Annotated in this window: 17 protein-coding genes and 1 pseudogene; 5 read left to right on the top strand and 13 right to left on the bottom strand. The window is 74.9% G+C overall.

The genetic code is table 11. The features are described 5' to 3' along the window. Nucleotides 1-16: 16 nt before the first annotated feature. From ACFV46_RS16540 to ACFV46_RS16530, 3 genes are all read right to left on the bottom strand, one after another. Nucleotides 17-1,042, bottom strand: coding sequence for a DNA topoisomerase IB (locus ACFV46_RS16540; protein ID WP_376726953.1), 1,026 nt, complete (start codon nucleotides 1,040-1,042; stop codon nucleotides 17-19). A gap of 109 nt (nucleotides 1,043-1,151) precedes the next feature. After that, complete coding sequence (locus ACFV46_RS16535) at nucleotides 1,152-1,883, bottom strand: DUF6766 family protein (protein WP_385498663.1); 732 nt, start codon at nucleotides 1,881-1,883, stop codon at nucleotides 1,152-1,154. 85 nt (nucleotides 1,884-1,968) lie between these two features. Continuing rightward, nucleotides 1,969-2,379, bottom strand: a complete 411-nt coding sequence (locus tag ACFV46_RS16530; RefSeq protein ID WP_385498662.1) for a hypothetical protein — start codon at nucleotides 2,377-2,379, stop codon at nucleotides 1,969-1,971. Between the two features lie 190 nt (nucleotides 2,380-2,569). Here ACFV46_RS16530 and ACFV46_RS16525 point away from each other — a divergent pair. Beyond that, a pseudogene (locus ACFV46_RS16525) lies at nucleotides 2,570-3,453 on the top strand (polysaccharide pyruvyl transferase family protein). 59 nt (nucleotides 3,454-3,512) lie between these two features. Here ACFV46_RS16525 and ACFV46_RS16520 read toward each other — a convergent pair. The 3 genes from ACFV46_RS16520 to ACFV46_RS16510 all read right to left on the bottom strand — a co-directional run bounded on the left by ACFV46_RS16520 (nucleotide 3,513) and on the right by ACFV46_RS16510 (nucleotide 6,348). Continuing rightward, nucleotides 3,513-4,409, bottom strand: coding sequence for a glycosyltransferase (locus ACFV46_RS16520; protein ID WP_361927781.1), 897 nt, complete (start codon nucleotides 4,407-4,409; stop codon nucleotides 3,513-3,515). Continuing rightward, entirely contained in the window at nucleotides 4,406-5,290 is an 885-nt protein-coding gene (locus tag ACFV46_RS16515; protein WP_385498661.1) for a glycosyltransferase family 2 protein, read from the bottom strand. Before ACFV46_RS16515 ends, ACFV46_RS16520 begins: the two co-directional genes overlap by 4 nt. 188 nt (nucleotides 5,291-5,478) lie before the next feature. After that, nucleotides 5,479-6,348, bottom strand: coding sequence for a universal stress protein (locus tag ACFV46_RS16510; protein ID WP_361927776.1), 870 nt, complete (start codon nucleotides 6,346-6,348; stop codon nucleotides 5,479-5,481). A gap of 285 nt (nucleotides 6,349-6,633) precedes the next feature. Between ACFV46_RS16510 and ppdK the strand changes: the two genes are divergently transcribed. Beyond that, nucleotides 6,634-9,327, top strand: coding sequence for a pyruvate, phosphate dikinase (ppdK, locus tag ACFV46_RS16505; protein WP_376726947.1), 2,694 nt, complete (start codon nucleotides 6,634-6,636; stop codon nucleotides 9,325-9,327). A gap of 221 nt (nucleotides 9,328-9,548) precedes the next feature. On the opposite strand, the gene ACFV46_RS16500 is transcribed toward ppdK, so the two are convergent. From ACFV46_RS16500 to ACFV46_RS16480, 5 genes are all read right to left on the bottom strand, one after another. Next, on the bottom strand, nucleotides 9,549-11,669 hold the full coding sequence (locus ACFV46_RS16500) for an SWIM zinc finger family protein (RefSeq protein WP_385498660.1): 2,121 nt from the start codon (nucleotides 11,667-11,669) through the stop codon (nucleotides 9,549-9,551). Further along, the gene (locus ACFV46_RS16495; protein WP_385498658.1) at nucleotides 11,666-14,488 is read right to left on the bottom strand and encodes an SNF2-related protein; all 2,823 of its coding nucleotides are present in this window, start codon (nucleotides 14,486-14,488) and stop codon (nucleotides 11,666-11,668) included. Before ACFV46_RS16495 ends, ACFV46_RS16500 begins: the two co-directional genes overlap by 4 nt. A gap of 102 nt (nucleotides 14,489-14,590) precedes the next feature. Next, nucleotides 14,591-15,172, bottom strand: a complete 582-nt coding sequence (locus ACFV46_RS16490) for a sugar kinase (protein ID WP_361934901.1) — start codon at nucleotides 15,170-15,172, stop codon at nucleotides 14,591-14,593. Then, a complete protein-coding gene (locus tag ACFV46_RS16485; RefSeq protein WP_361934899.1) occupies nucleotides 15,169-16,317 on the bottom strand; it encodes an ROK family glucokinase in 1,149 nt (382 codons plus the stop codon). Before ACFV46_RS16485 ends, ACFV46_RS16490 begins: the two co-directional genes overlap by 4 nt. 168 nt (nucleotides 16,318-16,485) lie before the next feature. After that, complete coding sequence (locus tag ACFV46_RS16480) at nucleotides 16,486-17,223, bottom strand: GntR family transcriptional regulator (RefSeq protein WP_385498771.1); 738 nt, start codon at nucleotides 17,221-17,223, stop codon at nucleotides 16,486-16,488. 129 nt (nucleotides 17,224-17,352) lie between these two features. Between ACFV46_RS16480 and ACFV46_RS16475 the strand changes: the two genes are divergently transcribed. Next, nucleotides 17,353-18,375, top strand: coding sequence for a Gfo/Idh/MocA family oxidoreductase (locus ACFV46_RS16475; protein WP_385498657.1), 1,023 nt, complete (start codon nucleotides 17,353-17,355; stop codon nucleotides 18,373-18,375). 16 nt (nucleotides 18,376-18,391) lie between these two features. On the opposite strand, the gene ACFV46_RS16470 is transcribed toward ACFV46_RS16475, so the two are convergent. Both ACFV46_RS16470 and ACFV46_RS16465 read right to left on the bottom strand, forming a co-directional pair. Then, nucleotides 18,392-19,081 (bottom strand): response regulator transcription factor, encoded by a 690-nt coding sequence (locus ACFV46_RS16470; RefSeq protein ID WP_361934895.1) that lies wholly within the window; start codon nucleotides 19,079-19,081, stop codon nucleotides 18,392-18,394. 76 nt (nucleotides 19,082-19,157) lie between these two features. Then, nucleotides 19,158-20,402, bottom strand: a complete 1,245-nt coding sequence (locus ACFV46_RS16465) for a histidine kinase (RefSeq protein WP_385498656.1) — start codon at nucleotides 20,400-20,402, stop codon at nucleotides 19,158-19,160. A 178-nt stretch (nucleotides 20,403-20,580) separates the two neighbouring features. Between ACFV46_RS16465 and ACFV46_RS16460 the strand changes: the two genes are divergently transcribed. Together ACFV46_RS16460 and ACFV46_RS16455 are read left to right on the top strand one after the other, a co-directional pair. Further along, entirely contained in the window at nucleotides 20,581-20,781 is a 201-nt protein-coding gene (locus ACFV46_RS16460) for a hypothetical protein (RefSeq protein ID WP_385498654.1), read from the top strand. A 107-nt stretch (nucleotides 20,782-20,888) separates the two neighbouring features. After that, complete coding sequence (locus ACFV46_RS16455; RefSeq protein WP_385498653.1) at nucleotides 20,889-21,275, top strand: ribonuclease domain-containing protein; 387 nt, start codon at nucleotides 20,889-20,891, stop codon at nucleotides 21,273-21,275. Nucleotides 21,276-21,292 lie beyond the last annotated feature (17 nt).

The following is a 21,292-nucleotide window of genomic DNA, read 5'->3' as shown; positions in this document are numbered from 1 at the left end:
CGGCCCCGGCGCTGGGTCAGCCGGTGGATCCGTTCCGCAGCATCCGCAGCACCGCGCGTTCGGCGGGGCCGTGCGTGGCGGGCGTGCCGGGGGTGCCCTCGTCGCCCAGGTGGGGCAGCGCGTCGGCGACGGTGACGCCCTCCTCGTAGAGCTCGATCACCCGGGGGTTGATGTACGAGGCACGGCAGACCGCCGGGGTGTTGCCGAGGTAGCCGGCGACCTCGCGCGCCGCCCGGGCGATGGCGCGGCGCCGGGCGGTCTCGCTGCGGGCGACGGGGTGGGAGACGGCCAGGGCGACGGCGGCCATGACGGTGGCGTGCCAGGTGCGGAAGTCCTTGGCGCTGATCTCGCACCCCGCCAGTTCCTTGAGGTAGCTGTTGACGTCGTCGCCGGTCACGGGGTGCCAGGAGCGCTCCTCCCAGTAGGCGAGGAGCCTTTCGTCGCCGCCCCGGCGCCGCAGCATCGCGGTGAGGGAGCGGCAGGCGGCGGGGTCCACGACCGTCTGGACGATCTCCTTGCCGTGCTTGCCCGTGTAGCTGAACAACACCGCGTCCGCCCGGGAGCGGGAGTGCTCGCGCCGCAGTGTGGTGAGGCCGTAGCTCTGGTTCAGCTCGGTGTAGCGGTCGCTGCCGACGCGGAAGAAGCCCAGGTCGAGCAGGCGTACGGCCGTGGCGAGGACCCGCTGCCGGGTCAGTCCCCGGCCGCCCAGGTGTTCCTCGACGGTGTCGCGCACGGCGGGCAGGGCCTCGGCGACGTCGAGCACGTGCTCGTGCTTGGCCTGCTCCTGTTCGGCCCGGAACCGCGGGTGGTACAGGTACTGGCGGCGGCCGGCCTCGTCCGTGCCGACGGCCTGCAGATGCCCGTTGGGCTTGGCGCAGATCCAGACGTCGCGCCAGGCGGGCGGGATGACCAGGGCCCGTATCCGGTTCAGCTCGTCGCGGTCGCGCAGCGGCTCCCCGCGGGTGTCCAGGTAGCGGAAGCCGCGCCCGTGGCGCAGGCGGCGGTACCCGGGGTCGGTGGGACGGCTGTGGGTGAGACGCATCCCCACCTCCGGAACGGGTCCGCCGCGTCGGTGGGCGGGCGGAAGGCGGCTGTGTGGGTCCGGGGTACCCACCCGCGCCCCGCGCACGCCCTGCACGCCCGGCGCGCGCTCAGCCCTCGGTCCCGGTGGCGGAGTGGGGCGCGCCGACGGGTTTGGACTCCGGGGAGCCCCGCTGCCGCAGATAGACGGCGAGGACGGCCATGGAGGCGACGGCGAGGAGTTCGGACTGCCAGTTCTGCAGGGAGCGGCTCCAGAAGTCCGGGGAGGACAGGTATTCGGTCCAGCCGATGGGGGCCTCCAGCCGGCGCAGTTGCTGCTCGTTGTAGGCGGCGACCCCGGTGACCGACTGGGCCAGCCAGGACAGCAGGAAGATGCCGCCCATCACCAGGCCCAGGGAGCGGGAGTACACCAGGCCGCGCCAGTCGCCGGCCGACGCCCAGCGCGGGGAGTCCTCCCGGGCGTGCCGGCCCGTCCGCTGCTCCCGGTCGGACTCCGTGCCGGACCGGCCGGGTTCCTTGGACTCCGGTGAGCCGCGCTGCACCAGCCAGACGGTGGCGAGGATGTACAGGGAGAACTGCAGGTACTCCGACTGCCAGTTCTCCGTGACGTCGACGGCGAAGTCCGACGACGTCAGGTACGCCCCGAAGCCGACCGGAGCGAGGCCGTCGGCGACGAGCTGCTCGTTGAACTCGGCACGCCCGGCCACGGCCTGCCCGGCGAGGGCGAACAGGAACGCGATCAGGAAGAAGAGGCCGAGGCTGTTGTCGCGCAGGAAGCGGCGCGTCCGCCGTGACGCTCCGCGCGGGGCGCCCTCGTCGTGTTCCCCGGCTGCCGGAGTCATCGGTGCATCAGTCCCACCGCCATGAAGTAGGCGAGCCCGCCGGCGATGATGAGCAGGGTCGTGACGAACAGCGTCCGCATCGCTCTCATCCGCCCTTGATCTCGCACTGGTACGGGCGCTGGGGCCGGGGGGTGCACCCGGCCGCCGTGATCTTCCAGCCCGTGGGGAAGTGGGCGAGGAAGACGGTGTCGTGGGCCAGCACCACGCGTGCCTGCTCGCCGTAGACGTCCACACGCCGGACAGGGCCCGCCGACGGAAGATCCTGTTCGCCGATCGCCCTGAGGCACCGGCCCTCGGCGGACTGCTCCAGTTCCTCCCTGGTGGCGGGGGCGAGGGCGGCGCAGAGCCGTTGCGGCTGTCCGGCGTCGAGGGCCCGTTCGAACCGGGTCACCTGCGCGGTGACGGCGTCGCGCCGCTCGGACGGCGTGCCGCAGGCGCAGGCCGTGGCGAGGACGACCACCGCCATGACACCGGGACCGCGCCACCGTCCTGACATCCCGCCTCCCGTGCGACCAACGAGCGGAACCGGGCCGCCCGGTCACCGGTGACCGCTCCCCCATGAGACACGGGCTCTTACGGGACCGCAAGCGGCGCGGCGGCTCTCGCGGGAACCGCGTCGGGGACGGTGATTGTCCGCGCGCCGGCCGGGGCACCCGGGCGCCGTGACGGAACGGCCACGGATCCTGCTGACGGGATGGTTCTCCTTCCTGCACGGGGAGGCGACCGCAGGGGACGTGCTGGCGCTGGAGCGGGCGCGGGAGGCGCTGCGGGGCGCGCGGCTCGACCACGACGTCGCCTGGAGCCCCGGCTTCCGCCCGGAGGGGCCGTCCCTGGCCGAGGTCCGCCCCGAGGACTACTCCCATCTGGTGTTCGTGTGCGGCCCTTTGCACGGCCCGCAACTGGAGGAACTGCACCGGCGTTTCGCGCACTGTGTGCGGATCGCCGTGGGCACGTCCGTGGTCGACGCCGCCTGCCCGGCCGTCACCGGGTTCCACCGGGTGGTGGCGCGGGACGCTCCCCGTACGGAACCGAGGCCCGACCTGTCGGCGCGCGCGTCCGCCCTGCCCGCCCGGCCCGTCGTCGGGGTGGTCCTCACCCACGGACAACGGGAGTACGGGGGACGCCGGCGGCACGCACGGGTGGCCGAGGAGGTGACCCGGTGGCTGGCCGGGCGGGACTGCGCTCGCCTGGAACTGGAGACCCGGCTCGACGCGCACGACTGGCGGCTGTGCGCGACACCCGCCCAGCTGGAGGCGGTGCTCTCCCGGCTCGACCTGGTGGTGACCGACCGGCTGCACGGCATGGTGCTCGCACTGCGGGCGGGCGTTCCGGCACTCGCCGTCGACCCGGTGGAGGGCGGCGCCAAGGTGACGGCCCAGGCCCGCGCCTGCGGCTGGCCCGCACTGGTACCCGCTGAACACGTCGACACGTCCACGCTGGACCACTGGTGGGCATGGTGCGCGACGGCCGGGGCCACGCCCAGCGGATCGCGGAGGGCTTCCGCCGGGGGGCGGCCCGCGACGGCACGGAGGAACTGCTCGGGGCCCTGGGGGTGGGCGCCGGCCGGTGAGCCGGGCCCGCCCGCCCAGCACATCGCGGGTGGACGCCGCCCCTCAGGCAGGCACCGGCTCAGCCCACGTAGCGGCGGGCCTTCGAGTCGCGTTGGGAGGTTTCCAGGAGGCGTAGCCGGGACTCCACCTCGGCTGGGAGGACCCGGCGTTCGCGCACGACCCAGGGCAGCGCGGCCGCCGCCTCCGCGAAGGCGCGCAGGGACGCCCTGTCCCGGGGGACCGTGCGGGCCAGGTGCAGAGTGCGGCTCAGGGCCCGCCCCGCCGGGCGGCGCAGCCATGTGAACCAGAGCGTGTTGCGGATGCCGTGCGCGCGGCGCCGGGTGGGGTCCCGGATCACCGATGCCTGGTGATGGATCGTCAAGTGGTCGGCGTACGTCAGCCACCAGCCGTCGGCCGCGAGGTCGGCGGCGAGCAGTTCCTCCTCGCCCCCGAGCCACAGCCGGGGGTGGAATCCGCCGGCGGCCCGGAAGGCGTCGGCGCGCAGCACGGTCGCGGCGGCGAGGAACGAGCCGAGGGCCGGTCCGGGCAGCCAGGAGGGCCCGGTCAAGGGCGAGCCGCGCAGCTCGGTGACGATGGGGTCCTCCGTGCCGCCTGGTTCGACGACGATGCGGGCGGTGACGGTGCCGAGCCCGGCGTGCCGGTCGAGCAGGTCGGCGGCCCCGGTCAGGGAGCCGGGCGCCCACCAGGAGTCGTCGTCGCAGAAGGCCACGTACGGCGTGCGCACATGGCGCATGGCCAGGTTCCGGCCGATGGCGCCCAGGTTGCGCCCGGGGCGTAGCAGGAGCGCTTCGGGGTGGTGCCGGGTGACGGCGTCGGCGGTGCCGTCGGTGGAGCCGTTGTCGGTGACGATCACCCGGGGCCGTTCCGGCAGTTCGGCCAGCCGGTCGAGGGTGCGCAGCAGTTCCGGGCGGCGGTTGTGGGTGATGACGACGACGGTCGTACGGGGGTCGGTCATACCGGTGCTCCGATGGCCTCGGCCGTGCTGTCCAGGGTGCGGGCGGCCCGTTCGACGCAGGGGGGCAGCGGCCTGCGCGCACGCAGGGCCGCGGGCAGGCGGGCGAAGGCGCCGCGCAGGGCCTGGCGGGCGCGGTCGTCGTGGCGGGCCTGACCGGCCAGGTCGCGGGTGCGGGCGAGCGCGTACGGCAGCGGGCGGCGCAGCCACGCGGTGAGCAGGGCGTTGCGCAGGACGGTGACCGGACGGCCGGTGCGGGGCGACGGCGCCGGGTGGTGGTGGGCGACGACGTCGGCGCAGTGGGTGACGCCCCAGCCGCGAGCGGCGAGATCGTAGGCGAGCAGTGTCTCCTCGCCGCCGAAGAACAGCACGGGGTGGAAGCCGCCGGCCTCCAGGTAGGCGGTGCGGCGGACGACGCTGGCGCAGGCGAGGAAGCCGAGGACCTGGGTGCCCGGGAGGTCGGTCGCCGGGCCGAGCGGTGACCCGGCCAGTACGTCGTTCAGCGGATCGGGGTCCGCAGCCGGGCCGACCAGCGTGTGCGCGGAGAGCAGGCCGAGCCGCGGGTGCGCGTCGAGCAGTCCGGCGGCCCGGCTCAGCGCGTCCGGCGCCCACCAGGAGTCGTCGTCGCTGAACGCCACGTACGGCGTGTCGAGGGCGCGGACGCCGGCCGTACGGGCGAGGGCTCCGTGGTTGGCCGGCAGCCGCACCACGCGGACCTGCGGGAACTCGCGGGCCAGCAGAGCGGGGGTGCCGTCGGTGGAGGCGTTGTCCACGACGACGACGGGTGGCCGCTCGGGCAGGCGCAGCAGGTGCGGGAGGGTGAGGGCCAGCGAGGACGCGCGGTTCCGGGTGGCGATGACGACGCCGACGGCCGCGGGGGTCACCGTCCGGCGGCTTTCGGGTCGCGTCCGGAGAGGACCGCCGGTTCCGCGCGGCCGCCGAGCGGGCTGTGGCGCGTCGAGCACCTCATGGTGCCTCCTCACGGGTCGCCGTTCCCCCGCCGAGTGCCCGTCGTGCGGCGGCGGACACACGAGGGAGCGAGCGGGCCGGAGGAGGCGGTTCGCGGCGGCCGTCACGTGCCGCGGACGACGGCGACCGGGCAGTGCGCGTGATGGAGCATGGCCTGGCTGACCGAACCGAGCAGCAGGCCGCCGAAGCCGCCGCGCCCCCGGGCGCCGACCACGAGGAGCTGCGCGGAGCGGCTCGCCTCGATCAGGGTCTCCCGCGTCCGGCCCCGTACCGCCTTCGTCGTGACGGCCACGTCGGGAAAGCGCTCCCGGTGCCCGGCGAGCGCCTCGGACACCAGCCGCTCCTCGTCCTGCGCCAGGACGCCCGGCGCGGCGGCGAACGGCCCGGTCTCCGGTGTGGGCAGCGGCGCGTTCCACGTGGTCCAGGCGTGCAGCCCGACGAGCGGCGCGCCGCGCAGGCCGGCTTCGGTGAAGGCGAAGTCCGTCGCCGCCCCGGCGGCGGCCGAGCCGTCGACGCCGAGGATCACCGGGCCGTCGGTCCGGGGCTCCTCGCGGACGACCAGGACCGGGCAGCGGCCGTGGGCGGCGAGGTGCACGGCCGTCGAGCCCACCAGCAGGCCCACGAAGCCGCCCATCCCCCGGGACCCGACGACCACCAGCTCCGCCGTCCGCGACTCGGTCTCCAGGGTGGCCAGGGGTTCGCCGCTCACGACGGCGTGGCCGACGTCGATCCCCGGGGCGGCCGTCCGCGCCCGTTCGACCGCCTCCGCAACCAGCCGGTCCACCTCCTGGCGCAGCCCGCCGTCCTGCGGGCCCAGCGGGGACGGGCCCGACGGCACGTGCATGGCCGGCCAGACGAACGCGTGGACGACGCGCAGGGCGGCTCCGCGCAGCCGGGCCTCCGTCGCGGCGGCCTCCACGGCGGCCAGACTCGACGCCGATCCGTCCACGCCCACGACCACCTGACCGCTCACGATGACTCCCTCGCCCTCGTCGCCCCGCTCCGTCAAGTCTTCACCCGGCGACCCGTACCCGGCATCCGCTGCCCGCGTCCGTGCCGGTGCGGTGCCTGGGTCCGGGCCGGCTGCCACGGGTGAGCGGGCCGCCGCGTTGCGCCATGGGGCCGATCGGCCTCACTCCGAGGACGTCCAGCGCCTGCCGTCCCGCCGCCGTCAGGCCCAGGCTGGACGGACACCGCACCGGCCGGGGCCGCCCCTGGGGTGATCCGGGCGCGCGTGACCGGAAGGGAGAGCAGTGCCATGGGCCGTCACGTGTACGCGTTCACCGAGGGCAGCCGCGACATGGCCGCCCTGCTCGGTGGGAAGGGCGCCAACCTCGCCGAGATGACCCGGATGGGGCTGCCGGTGCCGCCGGGGTTCACCGTCACCACCGAGGCCTGCCGTGCGTTCCTCGCCACCGGCGCCGAGCCGGACGGTCTGTCCCGGGAGATCTCCGATCATCTGACCGCTCTGGAGGAGGCGGCCGGGCGGCGGCTCGGGCAGCCGGACGACCCGCTGCTGCTGTCCGTCCGCTCGGGGGCGCGGTTCTCCATGCCCGGCATGATGGAGACGATCCTCGACGTCGGCCTCAACGACGCGTCCGTGCAGGGCCTCGCCAAGTCCTCCGGGAACGAGCGCTTCGCCTGGGACTCCTACCGCCGCCTCGTGCAGATGTTCGGCACCACGGTCATGGGGGTCGACGGCGCCCTGTTCGAGGACGCCATGACCCGCCTCAAGCAGGCCAGGGACGCCGCGGACGACCTCGGCCTGGACGCGGGCGACCTCGCCGAGCTCGTGGAGGCGTACAAGGAGCTGATCCACCGGCACACCGGCGACGACTTCCCGCAGTCGCCGGCCGAGCAGCTGCGCCGCGCGGTCCTCGCGGTCTTCTCGTCGTGGAACGTCGAGCGCGCGCGTCTCTACCGGCGCCGCGAGCACATCCCGGACGACCTCGGCACCGCCGTCACCGTGCAGACGATGGTCTTCGGCAACCTGGGCTCCGACTCGGGCAGCGGTGTCGCCTTCACCCGCGACCCGGCCACCGGCCGGCCCGGCCTGTACGGCGACTACCTGCCGAACGCGCAGGGCGAGGACGTCGTCGCCGGCATCCGCAACACCGTCCCGCTGGCCGACCTGGAGCGCCTGGACCCGACGTCGTACACCCGGCTGCGCGACCACATGCGGGCGTTGGAGGAGCACTACCGGGATCTGTGCGACATCGAGTTCACCATCGAGCGCGGCCGGCTGTGGATGCTGCAGACCCGGGTCGGCAAGCGCACCGCCGAGGCCGCGTTCGCCATCGCCGCCGAACTCGTCGACGAGGGGCTCATCACCGAGGACGAGGCGCTGCGGCGCGTGGGCGGCGAGGGGCTGGCCCGGCTGATGTTCCCCCGGTTCGACACCTCGGGGGTCGGCGAGGCGCTGGCACGGGGCATCCCGGCCTCGCCCGGGGCCGCCGTCGGGGCCGCCGTGTTCGACTCCGCCGAGGCGGTCCGCCGTGCCGCCGCCGGGGAGAAGGTCGTCCTGGTACGGCAAGAGACGACGCCCGACGACCTGCCGGGCATGGTGGCCGCGCAGGCCGTGCTGACCAGCCGGGGCGGCAAGACCAGCCACGCCGCCGTGGTCGCCCGGGGCATGGGCAAGGTGTGCGTGTGCGGGGCGGAGAAGATCGACGTCGACCCGCACGGCCGTCGCTTCACCGTGGGCGGCACGGTCGTCGAGGAGGGCACGGTCCTCTCCGTGGACGGCTCCTCGGGGGCGGTGTACGCCGGTGCCGCGCCGATGGTCGACTCCGCCGTCATGCGGTACTTCGAGACCGGGGACCGGTCGGGGCCCTCGGCCGAACTGGTCGACGCGGTGGCCCGCGTCATGGAACGGGCCGACGGGGCGCGCCGGCTGGGCGTGCGCGCCAACGCCGACACCCCCGAGGACGCGGCGCGCGCCCGCCGGTTCGGCGCCGAGGGCATCGGGCTGTGCCGCACCGAGCACATGTTCCTCGGCGACCGGCGGCCCCTGGTCGAGGCGATGATCCTGGCCCGTACGGACGCCGAACGCGAGCGTGCCCTCGCGGAGCTGCTGCCTCTGCAGCGCCGGGACTTCACCGGCATCCTGGAGGCGATGGACGGCCTGCCCGTCACGATCCGGCTGCTCGATCCGCCGCTGCACGAGTTCCTGCCCGACCGCACCGAACTCGCCGTCCGTCTCGCCGCCGCGCAGGCCCGGGGCATCACGCCCAGCGCCCACGACACCGAACTGCTGGACGCCGTCAACCGGATGCACGAGGAGAACCCGATGCTCGGCCTGCGCGGGGTGCGGCTCGGCCTGGTCGCGCCGGGCCTCGTCGCCATGCAGGTGCGCGCGGTCGCCGAGGCGGTCGTCGACCGCAGGCGGGCCGGTGGTGATCCGCGCGCGGAGATCATGGTGCCCCTGATCGACACGGTCGAGGAACTGCGGCTCGTGGGCGAGGAGGTGCGGCAGGTCCTGGCCCAGGTGTCGGAGGAGTCCGGTGTCGTCGTGGACTGCCCCGTCGGCACGATGATCGAGCTGCCGCGCGCCGCTCTGACGGCGGGCCGGATCGCCGGGGAGGCGGAGTTCTTCTCCTTCGGCACGAACGATCTCACCCAGACCACCTGGGGGTTCTCCCGGGACGACGTCGAGGCCGCGTTCTTCTCCGCCTACCTGGACAAGGGCGTCTTCAAGGTCTCCCCGTTCGAGACGATCGACCGCGACGGCGTGGGCCGGCTGGTGGAGATCGCGGTCGCCGAGGGCCGCGCCGCCCGGCCCGGCCTGAAGATCGGGGTGTGCGGCGAGCACGGCGGGGACCCGGAGTCGGTGCACTTCTTCCACGCCGCCGGCCTCGACTACGTCTCCTGCTCCCCGTTCCGCGTGCCGGTCGCCCGGCTGGAGGCGGGCCGGGCGGCCCTGACGGGGACGGACGGCAGTGACAGCCGGTGACGGGAGTTCGGTGCTCGCCCGGGCGGACCTGACAGGACGCCAGGCCCGTCGCGCGGCGGCGGAGCTGATGTCGACGCCCGCGGTCACGTGCGGGACGCTGTCGTCACGCTGACGGGACGGCTCGACGGGCGTGACGCCGTGCCCCTCGCCGCCGGCCGGCGTGGCGCGTCGACGGGGTGGTCGGTGTGGTGAACGCGCCGGGGCCGGTGCCGGGACCGACGTCAGTCCTGGGCGCTGCCGAGTCCCGTGAGGGCGCCGACCGGGTCCAGATCGGGGGTGCCCCTGGGCCACCAGTCGTCCCGGCCCGGCTCGGACTCGTACGGGTACCAGAGCCCGTCCCGGCCCAGGCGCACCTGGACATGGCCGCGCGGGTGGGTGAGGCGGTTGCGCCAGGGCCGGAAGGCCGGCAGGTCGGCGGCGAGGAGCAGCGGACGGGCCCGGTCGAAGCGCCCCGCCGGGGGGTCCCAGGGCTCCTCGAGGACGGCCAGGCCCTCCAGGCCGCCCTGCCGCCAGGCGGCGACGGCCCGGGCGAGGTCGGCCGTGGTACGGCCGGCGGCCGACGCGAGAGAGGCGTACAGGGCGCGGCTGCCGGCGGTGAGGCCGGAACCGGGGCGGGCGGCGGCGAGCCGGACCGCGTCCTGCCAGAGCGTCAGACCGCCGACCGGGTCCCGGCCGGTCCCCAGGAGGGCGTGCGCCCGGGCCGCCGCGTCGGTGGCCAGCTGGTCCAGCGCGAACGGGTCCGGGCCGCCCGGCGCCGCCGGATAGACCGGTGGCTGCTCGGGGTGCGGCGGCACCGGCAGCGGGGGCGGCAGCGGAGGGAGCCGGCGCCCCGCGGTCAGCGCCTCGGTGGCGCGTACGCCCGCCAGGGGTCCGGGCTCCCGTTCCTGCGCGGCGCGGGCGGCGCGCGCCGCGTTGCGCCGGGACAGGGCGTCGAGCAGTTCCCGCTCGCCCCGGCCCCGCAGTAGGAACAGGACGAACGGGTCGGCGTCCAGCAGCCGTGCCGTCTGATAGCAGAGGGCCGCCGCGTGCTTGCAGGGGTGCCCCCGGTCGGGGCAGCTGCACCGGGGATCGAGATCCCCCGGGCCGGGGAGCAGCGGCACGTCGCCCTCGGCGAGGGACTCTGGCATCTCCTTGTCCAGCAGCGCGGCGATGTGTGCCGGGCGTTCCGTCACGGCGTCCAGGAACCGCTCCCAGTCGGCGTCGCCCAGCGTCCGCAGCCGCACCTGCACGCGGTACGGCCGGGGCCGGCTGCCACGCACGTACGCCAGCACCAGTCCCGGTGTCACCGTGATGGCGTCGACGTGTCCTTCCTGCGCGTAACCACGGCCCCGGGCCAGGCGCTTGGCGTCCAGGGCCCCCTCCTCCAGGGCGGTCACCCAGGCGTTGCCCCACCAGGTCTCGGCGAACCCGGCATCGCCCGCCGGCCGGGGCCCGAACGCCGGGAAGGTCCGCCGCAGTTCCCCGTCCCGGCCGGGGGCGGCCATGGAGCGGGGCACTTGGGGAGTGGCCGCGGGGGCCGTGCCCGGCGTGGGGGCGGAAGCCGTACCCGGCGTGGAGGCGGAAGCCGTACCCGGCGTGGGGGCCGGGGAAGTGGAGGCGGGGCCCGGCGAGGGGGCGTCGTACGGTTCCGCCGGCATCGCGTCGCCGGCAGCGCGGTCCATGGCGTGGGTGCGGTCCGTCGCGTGCGTGCTGTCCGTCGCGTCGGTGCGGTCCGCCGGGGCCGGGGCGTGAATCGGGGCGTCGGTGTCGTGGACGTCGGGGCCGTCGCGGCCATCGCCGGCCTCGCGGGCGTCGCCCGCGTCACGGCCATCACGGCCCTCGACGCCATCCCGGCCGTCATAGGTGCCGTCGGCGTCCTCCCAAGTCGGCATCTTGAAGGCGCCCGCCACCAGGCGCCGGACATCGCGGGCGCGTCGGGCCGCGGTGTCACGGGCGGCCTCACCCCCGGGCGCTCGCTCCCCCACCGGGCCGGTGGCCGCGGCGCGCCGGGGCCGGTGCGCGGGCCGCCCCTCGCGCTCGGCCTCGGCCGCGGCCCGCCGTCTGTCCTCGCGGGCGGCGCGCAGCGCCTCCCGGGCCCCCTCGGCCGCACGCCGGGCGGGAGTGGGCCCGGCCCCCGCGCCGGAGCCGGCCCGGGGTTCCTCACGCGCCTCCGGCGCCGCGGACGCGGCCCGCCTCAGGGCCGCGCGAGCGGCGTCACCGGGGCGTGCCTCGGCAGGGGGGCGCCCCTCGGAGGCGGCTTCGCCGCCGGTGTCCCGCTCCGCCTCGCGCTTCTCCCGGGCGGCCCGCAGCGCCTGCCGGGCCGCGTCGGCGGGGCTCTGGGCGCGCTCGTCCTCCCCCGTCATGACTCCCTCCTCAGGGACACGAGGTCGGTCAGCTCACGGTCCGTCAGCTCCGTGAGGGCCGACTCTCCGGTGCCGAGGATCGCGTCGGCCAGGGCCCGCTTGGAGGCGAGCATGTCCGCGATGCGGTCCTCGATGGTGCCCTCGGTGATGAGCCGGTGGACCTGGACGGGCTGGGTCTGGCCGATGCGGTAGGCGCGGTCGGTGGCCTGTTCCTCGACGGCCGGGTTCCACCAGCGGTCGAAGTGGACGACATGGCCGGCGCGGGTCAGGTTGAGCCCGGTGCCCGCCGCCTTCAGGGAGAGCACGAGGACCGGGGTGGCGCCGCTCTGGAAGCGGTCCACCATGCGTTCCCGGTCCGGGACCGGGGTGCCACCATGGAGCATCTCCACCGGGACCGCGCGGGCGGCGAGGTGGGAGGTGATCAGGCGGCCCATCCCCACGTACTGGGTGAAGACGAGCGCCGAGCCGTCCTCGGCGAGCACGGTGTCGAGGAGTTCGTCCAGGAGGGTCAGCTTGCCGGAGCGGACAGCGAGGCGCTCGATCGCGGCGGACGGGTCCTCCTTGAGGTACAGGGCGGGGTGGTCGCAGATCTGCTTCAAGGACGTCAGCAGCTTCAGCACCAGGCCCCGGCGGGCCATGCCCTCGGCCGTCTCGATGGCGATCAGCGACTCGCGGACCACCGCCTCGTAAAGGGCGGCCTGTTCGCGGGTGAGCGGCACCGGGTGGTCCGTCTCCGTCTTGGGCGGCAGCTCGGGGACGATCCCGGGGTCGGACTTCCTGCGGCGCAGCAGGAACGGCCGGACCAGGCGGGCCAGCCGCTCGGCCGCCTCGTCGTCCTCGCCGTTCTCCACGGCGCGCGCGTGGCGGGCGCGGAAGGACTTCAGGGGGCCGAGCAGGCCGGGGGTCGTCCAGTCGAGGAGGGCCCACAGCTCGGAGAGGTTGTTCTCGACGGGGGTGCCGGTCAGGGCGACGCGCGCCGGGGTCGGGATGGTGCGCAGGGCCTTCGCGGTCGCCGAGTACGGGTTCTTGACGTGCTGGGCCTCGTCGGCGACGACCATGCCCCAGGTGGCCTCCGCGAGGGTGGGCGCGGCCGAGCGCATGGTGCCGTACGTGGTGAGGACGAAGCCGCCGTCGAGGCCGTCCAGGGTGCGGTCGGGGCCGTGGAAGCGGCGGACGGGGACGCCGGGGGCGAACCGGGTGATCTCCCGCTGCCAGTTGCCGAGCAGGGACGCCGGGCACACGACCAGCGTGGGGGCGGGCCGGGCCCGCTTGAGGTGCAGGGCGATGACGGTGATCGTCTTGCCGAGTCCCATGTCGTCGGCGAGGCAGCCGCCGAGCCCGAGCGAGGTCATGAGGTCCAGCCAGGCCAGGCCCCGCAGCTGGTAGTCGCGCAGGGTGGCTCGCAGCCCCGGCGGGGGCTCGGCGGGGCGGACGCCGGCGGTGAGCCGGTCGCGCAGGGCGGCGAGCGCGCCGACCGGCACCGCCTCGACGGTCTCTCCGTCGACCTCGGCGCTGCCGGTGAGGGCGACGGACAGCGCGTCGACGGGGTCGAGCAGGCCGAGTTCGCGTTTGCGGGCCTTGCGGACCAGGGCCGGGTCGACCAGCACCCACTGGTCACGGAGCCGGACGACGGGGCGGTGCGCCTCGGCGAGCGCGTCCATCTCGGCCTCGGTCAGCGGGTCGCCGCCGATGGCGAGCTGCCAGCGGAACTGGAGCAGTGCCTCGCTCTCGAAGAACCCGGTGCCGTCGGTGGCCGAGCCGGGGGCTGGCCGGACGACGGCGGCGGCGCTGAGGTCCTGTGCGAGGTCCCGGGGCCAGTGCACCGCGACGCCCGCGGCGGCGAGCCGGGTCGCGGCGACGCCGAGCAGGTCGCCCAGCTCGTCGTCGGACAGGGCGAGGACGTCGGGCACGTCCTGCTCGGCGAGGCGGTCGAGCGGCGGCCACACGCGGGCGGCGCGCCGGACCGCGAGCGCGGCGTCCACCCGCGCGCGGGGACCGAAGGCGGAGTCCGCCTCGCCGGACCACAGGGCGGCGGCGTCGGCCACGAGGGTGGGGTCGGCGAGGCTGTGCACCTGGACGATCGCGGCGCCCGCGTTGCGTGAGCCGCCCGCGTCCTCGTCGAAGAGGGTGTGCGCCGACAGGTCCAGGCGGAGCGAGATACGCACCCCGGCGTCCATGCCGGCGGCGACCTCGGCCGCCCACGCGTGGGCGGTGGGCAGGGGCTGGGCCTCGCGCGCGGCGAAGGGGCGGCCGGCGGCGTAGGGGGCGGCGGGGGTGCGCGGCAGGGTGTCGGCGACGGCGTCGAGGAAGGAGCGCAGAAGCGCCTCGGGCTCGGGCAGCCGCAGCGGGCCGGGCCCGGGCAGCGGGACGGCGTGGCCCTCGGGGGGCAGGGCGGCGGCGATCGCCCGCAGGTGCGTGATGTCGTCGGGGTCGAGGGGGCCGGCCCGCCAGGCGTCGTGGCCGGTGGGGGTGAGGCCGGGCAGGAGGCGGCCGCGCGCGGTGAGCCGCAGGGCGTGCAGGGCGGCGGCGCCCCAGCAGGCGGTGGCGGGGTGGGCGGCCGGGTCGTGGCGGGCGCGCACGAGCAGCGGCAGGGCCTCGGTGAGGGGCAGGGTGAGCGCGGCGGTGGTGCGGCGGCGGACCGTGGAGCCGTGCGGCCGGACGACGGTGAGCTCGCCGTCCTGGGCGGGCAGCGGGTCGCCGTCCGGGTCCCAGAAGGCGATGCGGCCCTCGCGCGGGAGCGGCGCGGGCAGGAAGACGGCGGCGAGCCGCGCGGGGACGGACTCGTCCGTGCTCGCGGTCGCCGAGGGTGCGCTGCTCATACGTCCTGTCACCTCCCTCCCCGACGCCGGACCGACTGTCTCCGACTCTACGGGCGGGGTCTGACAATCGGCTCCGGCCACCGGGGCGGGCGCCCGTGACGGCTACGGGACGGTGCGGGCGACGACGTACACGAAGGGCTTCTGGGGGTCGGCGAGGTTCACCACGATGTCGTGGGTGGGTGCCGGGTTCTCCCGCTTGTCGACGACGCCGTACCAGGGGCCCTCACCGGTGAACTTCCAGCCGGTGATCTTCTGGTCGCGGGCGCTGATCGTGATGTCGTCCCGCTTCAGGTCGTTCCGGTCGAGCCCCATGGTGTTCAGATACGCGTCGAGGCCGCCGGGTACGGTCTCGAACTGGACGTAGAGCCGGCTGGTCTTCCAGTTGTTGGTCTCGTAGTAGGCGACCTTGTACGAGGGGACCGGGATGGTGACCTTGTAGATGTGCCGTTGCACGCGCGCGGGCCAGCCCGCGGTGAGGCCGGTCGCCGAGTACTTGGCCTCCTTGTCCTTGCCGCTGTCGCGGCTCTGGTTGGCGGAGATGACCAGGTAGCCGGCGGGGACGCCGATGAGCAGCACGATGATGAGCAGCGTGAGGGCCCGGCGGCGGTTGCGGTGGCGGCGGTCCTCGGTGGGCTGCCGCGGCTCGTCCGGGGAGTCGGCCTGACGGGGTACGGACACGGTCACGCCGGCCCCTGGGAGGTCCGGCGGGACTCCGTGAAGCGTGCGTAGCGCTCGTAGCGCTCGACACGGCGCCGGTTGGCGCGGCGGAAGCGCCGGGCGACCAGGCGGGCGAGGTCGGCGGCGCCGACCATGCCGGCCTCGGGTCCGAGCTGGGCGCGCGCGATGCGGGCCTCGGGGCGGTAGCCGCGGCCGGTGAGCTGGCGCTTGAAGGCGTCGCGCGCGGGGCCGATCAGCAGGTCGTCCGCGGCCGAGACGCCGCCGCCGATGACGAAGCAGGACGGGTCGAGGGCGGCGGCCAGGTTGGCGATGCCGACGCCGAGCCACTGGCCGATGTCCTGGAGCAGTTCGATGCACATGGCGTCGCCCTCGCGGGCGAGCTCGGTGATCATCGGGCCGGTGATGTCGGAGATCTGGCCCTTGACGTGCTCGATGATCCCGTAGGCCACCGGGGAGTCGGCGGCGGCGAGCTCGCGGGCCTCGCGCACGAGCGCGTTGCCCGAGCTGTACTGCTCCCAGCAGCCGCGGTTGCCGCACGGGCAGCGGTGGCCGCCGGGCACGACCTGCATATGGCCGAACTCGCCGGCGACGCCGTACTTGCCCCGCTTGACCTGCCCGTCCTCCAGGATCGCGCCGCCGATGCCGGTGCCGAGCGTGATCATGACGAGGTGGTCCTCGCCGCGTCCGGCGCCGAAGCGCCACTCGGCCCAGGCGGCGGAGTTGGCGTCGTTGTCGACCAGGACGGGCACGGCGAGACGGCCGGCGAGGCGGTCGCGCAGGGGTTCGTTGCGCCACGACAGGTGGGGGGCGAACAGGACGCGGTTGCGGTCGGCGTCGACCCAGCCGGCCGCGCCGATGCCGACGGCGTGCACGTCGTGGCGGTCGGACAGGTCCAGGACCAGTTCGACGATCGTGTCCTCGACGACCTTCGGGCTCTTGGACTTGTCCGGCGTCTCCGTGCGGAGCTTCTCCAGGATGTTGCCGTCCGCGTCCACGACGCCCGCCATCACCTTGGTGCCGCCGATGTCGATGCCCACCGTGGGCACGCGGGGAGCCGACAGGTGCGAGCGGCGCTCTCTGGAGCCGACCGTGCGCAGCACGGGGGCCCGGCGGGAGCCGATCGGTGCGGTGAAGTCGCGGTAGGTGCTCATCGGGCCCGATTCTGCCGCACGCTCACGCTCGGTGCCGAACGGGGGAACAATGGGACGGTTGCCGCGAGTGGCCGGTTCCGGGCAGGAATGTGCCGTGAGCGGCGGACTCGGGAGCCACCGAAGCGGTCACCCGTTTGTCCTGACATTGCTACGTACCGGTCGGTGCGGTCAGGACCGGACGAGGAGCTGGAACTCGAACGAGTAGCGGCTCGGCCGGTAGGTGTGGGTGCCGTACTCGACCGCGCGGCCGGTGTCGTCGAACGTCACGCGCTGCATGGTGAGCAGGGGCGCTCCCTCCTTCTCGGCGAGGCGGTCGGCCTCGGCGGCCGTGGCGGCGCGGGCCCCGATGGTCTGGCGGGCGCTGTGCAGGGTGATGCCCGCGGCGCGCATCAGCCGGTACAGGCCGGTCGCCTCCAGCTGCCCGGTGTCCAGGTCGAGCAGGCCGGGCGGCAGGAAGTTGCAGAGGTGGGCCATCGGCTCGCCGTGCGTGAGACGCAGCCGTTCGATCCGGTGGACGTCACTGTCCTCGGCGACCCCGAGGGCGGCGGCGACCTCGGCGGACGCGGGGACGACGGCGTTGGCGAGGACGCGGGTCGCCGGGCGCTGACCGGCCGACTCCAGGTCGTCGTAGAGGCTGCTGAGCTCGAGCGGGCGTTTGACCTGGCTGTGCACGACCTGGGTGCCGACGCCGCGGCGGCGCACCAGCAGCCCCTTGTCGACCAGGGACTGGATGGCCTGGCGGACGGTGGGGCGGGACAGACCGAGGCGCGCGGCGAGTTCGATCTCGTTGCCCAGCAGGCTGCCGGGGGTGAGCGCTCCGTGCTCGATGGCGGCCTCGAGCTGCTGCGAGAGCTGGAAGTACAAGGGCACCGGACTGCTCCGGTCCACGCTGAGCTCGAGTTCCACGGTCGGGTCCATTTCTGGTTTCGGCACGGCCCGACTGTAGTCCCACGGCCTGTTGACGGGAAGTTGTGTAGTCCGATTGTCCGGACATTGTCATTGACAGCGTCCACACCGAACCCCCACTTTGTTTCCATGCGCATCGGGGTCATCGGTACGGGCCGCATCGGCACCATCCACGCGAACACGCTCAGTCGCCATCGTGACGTCGGATCGCTGATCCTCACGGACGCGGATCCGTCGCGGGCCCAGGAGCTGGCGCACCGGCTCGGCGAGACGGCGGCGCCCGGCATGGACGAGATCTTCCGGTGGGGCGTGGACGCGGTGGTGATCACCACGGCGACGTCCGCGCACGCCGAGCTGATCGGGCGGGCGGCCCGCTCGGGTCTGCCGGTGTTCTGCGAGAAGCCCATCGCGCTGGACCTGCCGGGGACGCTGCAGGCCATCGCGGAGGTGGAGACGGCCGGGACGATTCTGCAGATGGGGTTCCAGCGCCGGTTCGACGCCGGGTACCTCGGGGCCCGCGAGGCCGTCCGGTCGGGACGGCTGGGGCGGCTGCACACCGTGCGGGCCCTCACCAGCGACCAGGCGCCGCCGCCCGCCGCCTGGCTGCCGCTGTCGGGCGGGCTCTACCGGGACACCCTGATCCACGACTTCGACATGCTGCGCTGGGTGACCGGGCGGGAGGTCGTGGACGTGTACGCGGCCGGTTCCGACGCCGGGCCCGCGATGTTCCGTGAGGCGGGCGACGTGGACACCGCGGCGGCGGTGCTGACGCTGGAGGACGGGACGCTCGCCACCGCGACGGCGACCCGGCTCAACGGCGCCGGGTACGACGTGCGCATGGAGCTGGCGGGCGAGCTGGACCAGGTGGTGGTCGGCCTCGACGACCGTACGCCGATCGCGTCCACCGAGCCGACCGGGACGCCCGCGGCGGACAAGCCGTGGACCGGGTTCCTGGAGCGGTTCGGGCCCGCCTACGAGGCCGAGCTGAACGCCTTCGTCGAGGTCGTGCGCGGCGAGCGGGCCAACCCCTGCGACGGGCGGGAGGCCCTGCAGGCGCTGCGGATCTCCGAGGCGTGCGAGCTGTCCCGGCGCGAGCGAAGACCGGTGGCGCTCGGCGAGCTGCCGGGGGGCACCACGACCGCGGCCCTCTGAGGCCCGCGCCGGCCCGTCACCGCCCGTCTCCCCCGAGGCCGTCGAGTTCCTCCAGGAGGCCCGCGTCGTACGCCAGCAGCGCGATCTGCACCCGGTTGTTGAGGTCCAGCTTGGCCAGGACGCGGGAGACGTGCGTCTTCACGGTGGCGACGCTCATGTAGAGCTCCCCGGCGATCTCCGCGTTGGACAGGCCCCGGCCCACGGCGACGGCGACCTCGCGCTCACGGTCGTTCAGGACGGTCAGCCGCCCGCGCGCGTGGGCGCGGCGGGTGTCGGCGGCCGTGCCGGCGGCGTGGTCCATCAGCCGGCGGGTCACCGCGGGCGACAGGACCGGGTCGCCCGCGGCGACCTTGCGCACCGCGTCGACGATCTCGGCGGGCGGGGTGTCCTTCAGCACGAACCCGGCCGCCCCGGCGCGCAGGGCGCGCAGCACCTGATCGTCGGCGTGGAAGGTGGTGAGCAGGACGACCTGCGGCGGGTCCTGCCGGGCGCGCAGCCGCTCCGTCGCGGTGAGGCCGTCGACGCCCGGCATGCGGATGTCCATCAGGACGACGTCCGGCCGGGTCCGGTCGACCAGCGGTCCGACGTCGGCGCCGTCGGCGGCCTCGCCGACGATCTCGATGTCGTCGGCGCCGCCCAGCATCAGGGCCAGTCCGGCCCGGACCAGCGGGTCGTCGTCGACGAGGAGCAGTCTGATGGCAGTCATGGGCCTCACGTAATCACGGTCCTCCGGTGCGCGGGGACGGGTCCGCGCGGGAAGGCTCCCGCCCGGACGCGCGTGGTCACGCCCACGGCAGCCACGCCCGGATGCCGAACCCTCCGTCCGCCTCGGGCCCGTGCTCGAACCGGCCGCCCGTCAGCGTGGCCCGCTCCCGCAGTCCGATGAGCCCCTGGCCGGAGCCGGGCACGGGCGGCACCTCCCCCTCGGGGGCACCGTTGCGCACCGCCACGGTCAGGCCCTGGCCCGGTGCGCCCGCGACGGTCACCGTGACCTCGGTGCCGGGGGCGTGCTTGCGGGCGTTCGTCAGTCCCTCCTGGGTGATGCGGTAGGCGGTGCGGCCCACGGAGGCCGGTACGGCGGCCTGGTCGGTGACGCGCAGATCGAGGGTGACCTTCATACCGGCCTCGCCGCACTCGGCGACCAGGGCCTCCAGCGCGGCGAGGGTCGGCTGGGGGCGGCCGGAGTCGTCGGACTCGCCGGCGCGCAGGACGCCGATGATCTCGCGCAGGTCCTGCAGGGCCTCGTGGGCGCTCTCGCGGATGACGCCGGCGGCCCGCTGGACCTCGTCGCGGGGCGCGTCCGGCCGGAACTCCAGGGCTCCCGCGTGCACGCTGAGCAGGGTCAGCCGGTGCGCGAGGACGTCGTGCATCTCCCGGGCGATGGCCTCGCGGGCCAGGCGCTGCGCCTGCTCCGCGCGCAGCCTGGCCTCCGTCTCGGCGCGCCGGGCGCGGTCGCGCAGGCTCACCATGAGCTGCCGCTTGGACCGGACGAACATGCCCCAGCCGACCATCGCGCCGGTGAGCAGGGCGACGGAGAAGACGGCCCAGCCGTAGGGGACCTCGGGGTCGGGGCGCAGCCAGAAGAACACCGGGGTCAGCGCGAGCGAGGCGCCGGCGACCCAGGCCACGTACCGGAAGGGCCGGTGCACGGCGAGGGTGAACAGGGCGACGATTCCCGCGCCGCCCGCCGTGTTCGACACGAAGCACACGGGGACCATGGCGACCGCGAGCCCGAACGGCCAGCGGCGCCGGAGCCACACCGCGCCGCACGCGAGGGCACCGAGCAGCTGGTCGAGGGCGACGAGGCCGCCGGGGATGTCCTCACGCGTCAGCGTGTCCGCGGTGAGCAGGCCGAGGAGCACGGCCAGCAGGAAGCACGCGAAGTCGACCACCCAGTCGCGGGCCGTGCGCCGGGGCCGGCCCGGGCGGTCGCCGTCGGGCTCGAACTCCTCGGCCAGGGCGGAGGGCAGCAGCCAGCGCCGCTCCGCGAGGAACTGCGGCGGGGACGGGTGCTGTTCGGTGTTCACGGTCGACAAATCTACGCAGCGGCGGCTCCCGGCGGGCCTGCCGCGACGGCATCACCGACCAAAGTCGCGGCACCGGAGACTTTGGTGGGTGCGGGCCGCCCGGACGGCCGACTCAGGCCGCGCGGGTCGCGCCTCGTGGCCGATGGGCACGGGGTGCCCGGCGGGCGAGGCTCGGGGTATGAAGCAGGTGCTGGAGTTCCTGGGGTTCATCTGTCTCGTGCAGGGCGTCGCGGGCCTGATCCACGAGTTCACCGACTGGCACTGGGGTCTGGTGCAGCGCGTCGGGTTCCTGGACGGCTACGAGATCTACGCGAGCGTGACCCTGCTGGTGCTGGCGTTCGCGCTGTTCGCGGTCGCCGAGAGCCGCACGTCCGGGTGACCGCCTCGCGCGCCGATGGCAACGGCGTGAAAATTGAGGGGACATCCGGCGGAGAACCGCGAGGTTGACGTTGACATGCCATCTTCTACGCGCGTCATCATACGGCCATGAGATTCCCCCCACACCTCACCCGGATCGGCTCCGCGGCGGCCCTGCTGTCCGCGCTCCTCGTCGGCGGCACCGTCACCGCCACCCCGGCGGCGGCCGCGGTCGGCAGCATCTGCCAGAGCGCCCTGCCGTCGCAGGCGCACGACACCCTGGACCTGATCGAACAGGGCGGTCCCTTCCCCTTCGAACAGGACGGCACCGTCTTCCAGAACCGGGAAGGCGTCCTGCCGAGCCGTTCGACCGGCTACTACCACGAGTACACGGTGATCACGCCGGGCTCCGACACCCGGGGCGCGCGGCGCGTCGTCACCGGTGAGGAGCCGCAGGAGGACTACTACACGGCCGACCACTACGCGACCTTCGACCTGATCGACTACGGCTGCTGAGGTACGGCCCGCAGGCC

Source organism: Streptomyces sp. NPDC059852 (genome assembly GCF_042731455.1).
Classification (GTDB): Bacteria; Actinomycetota; Actinomycetes; order Streptomycetales; family Streptomycetaceae; genus Streptomyces.
The sequence above is the reverse complement of the archived record's forward strand: the minus strand, read 5'-3'. Positions and strand labels throughout refer to the sequence as shown.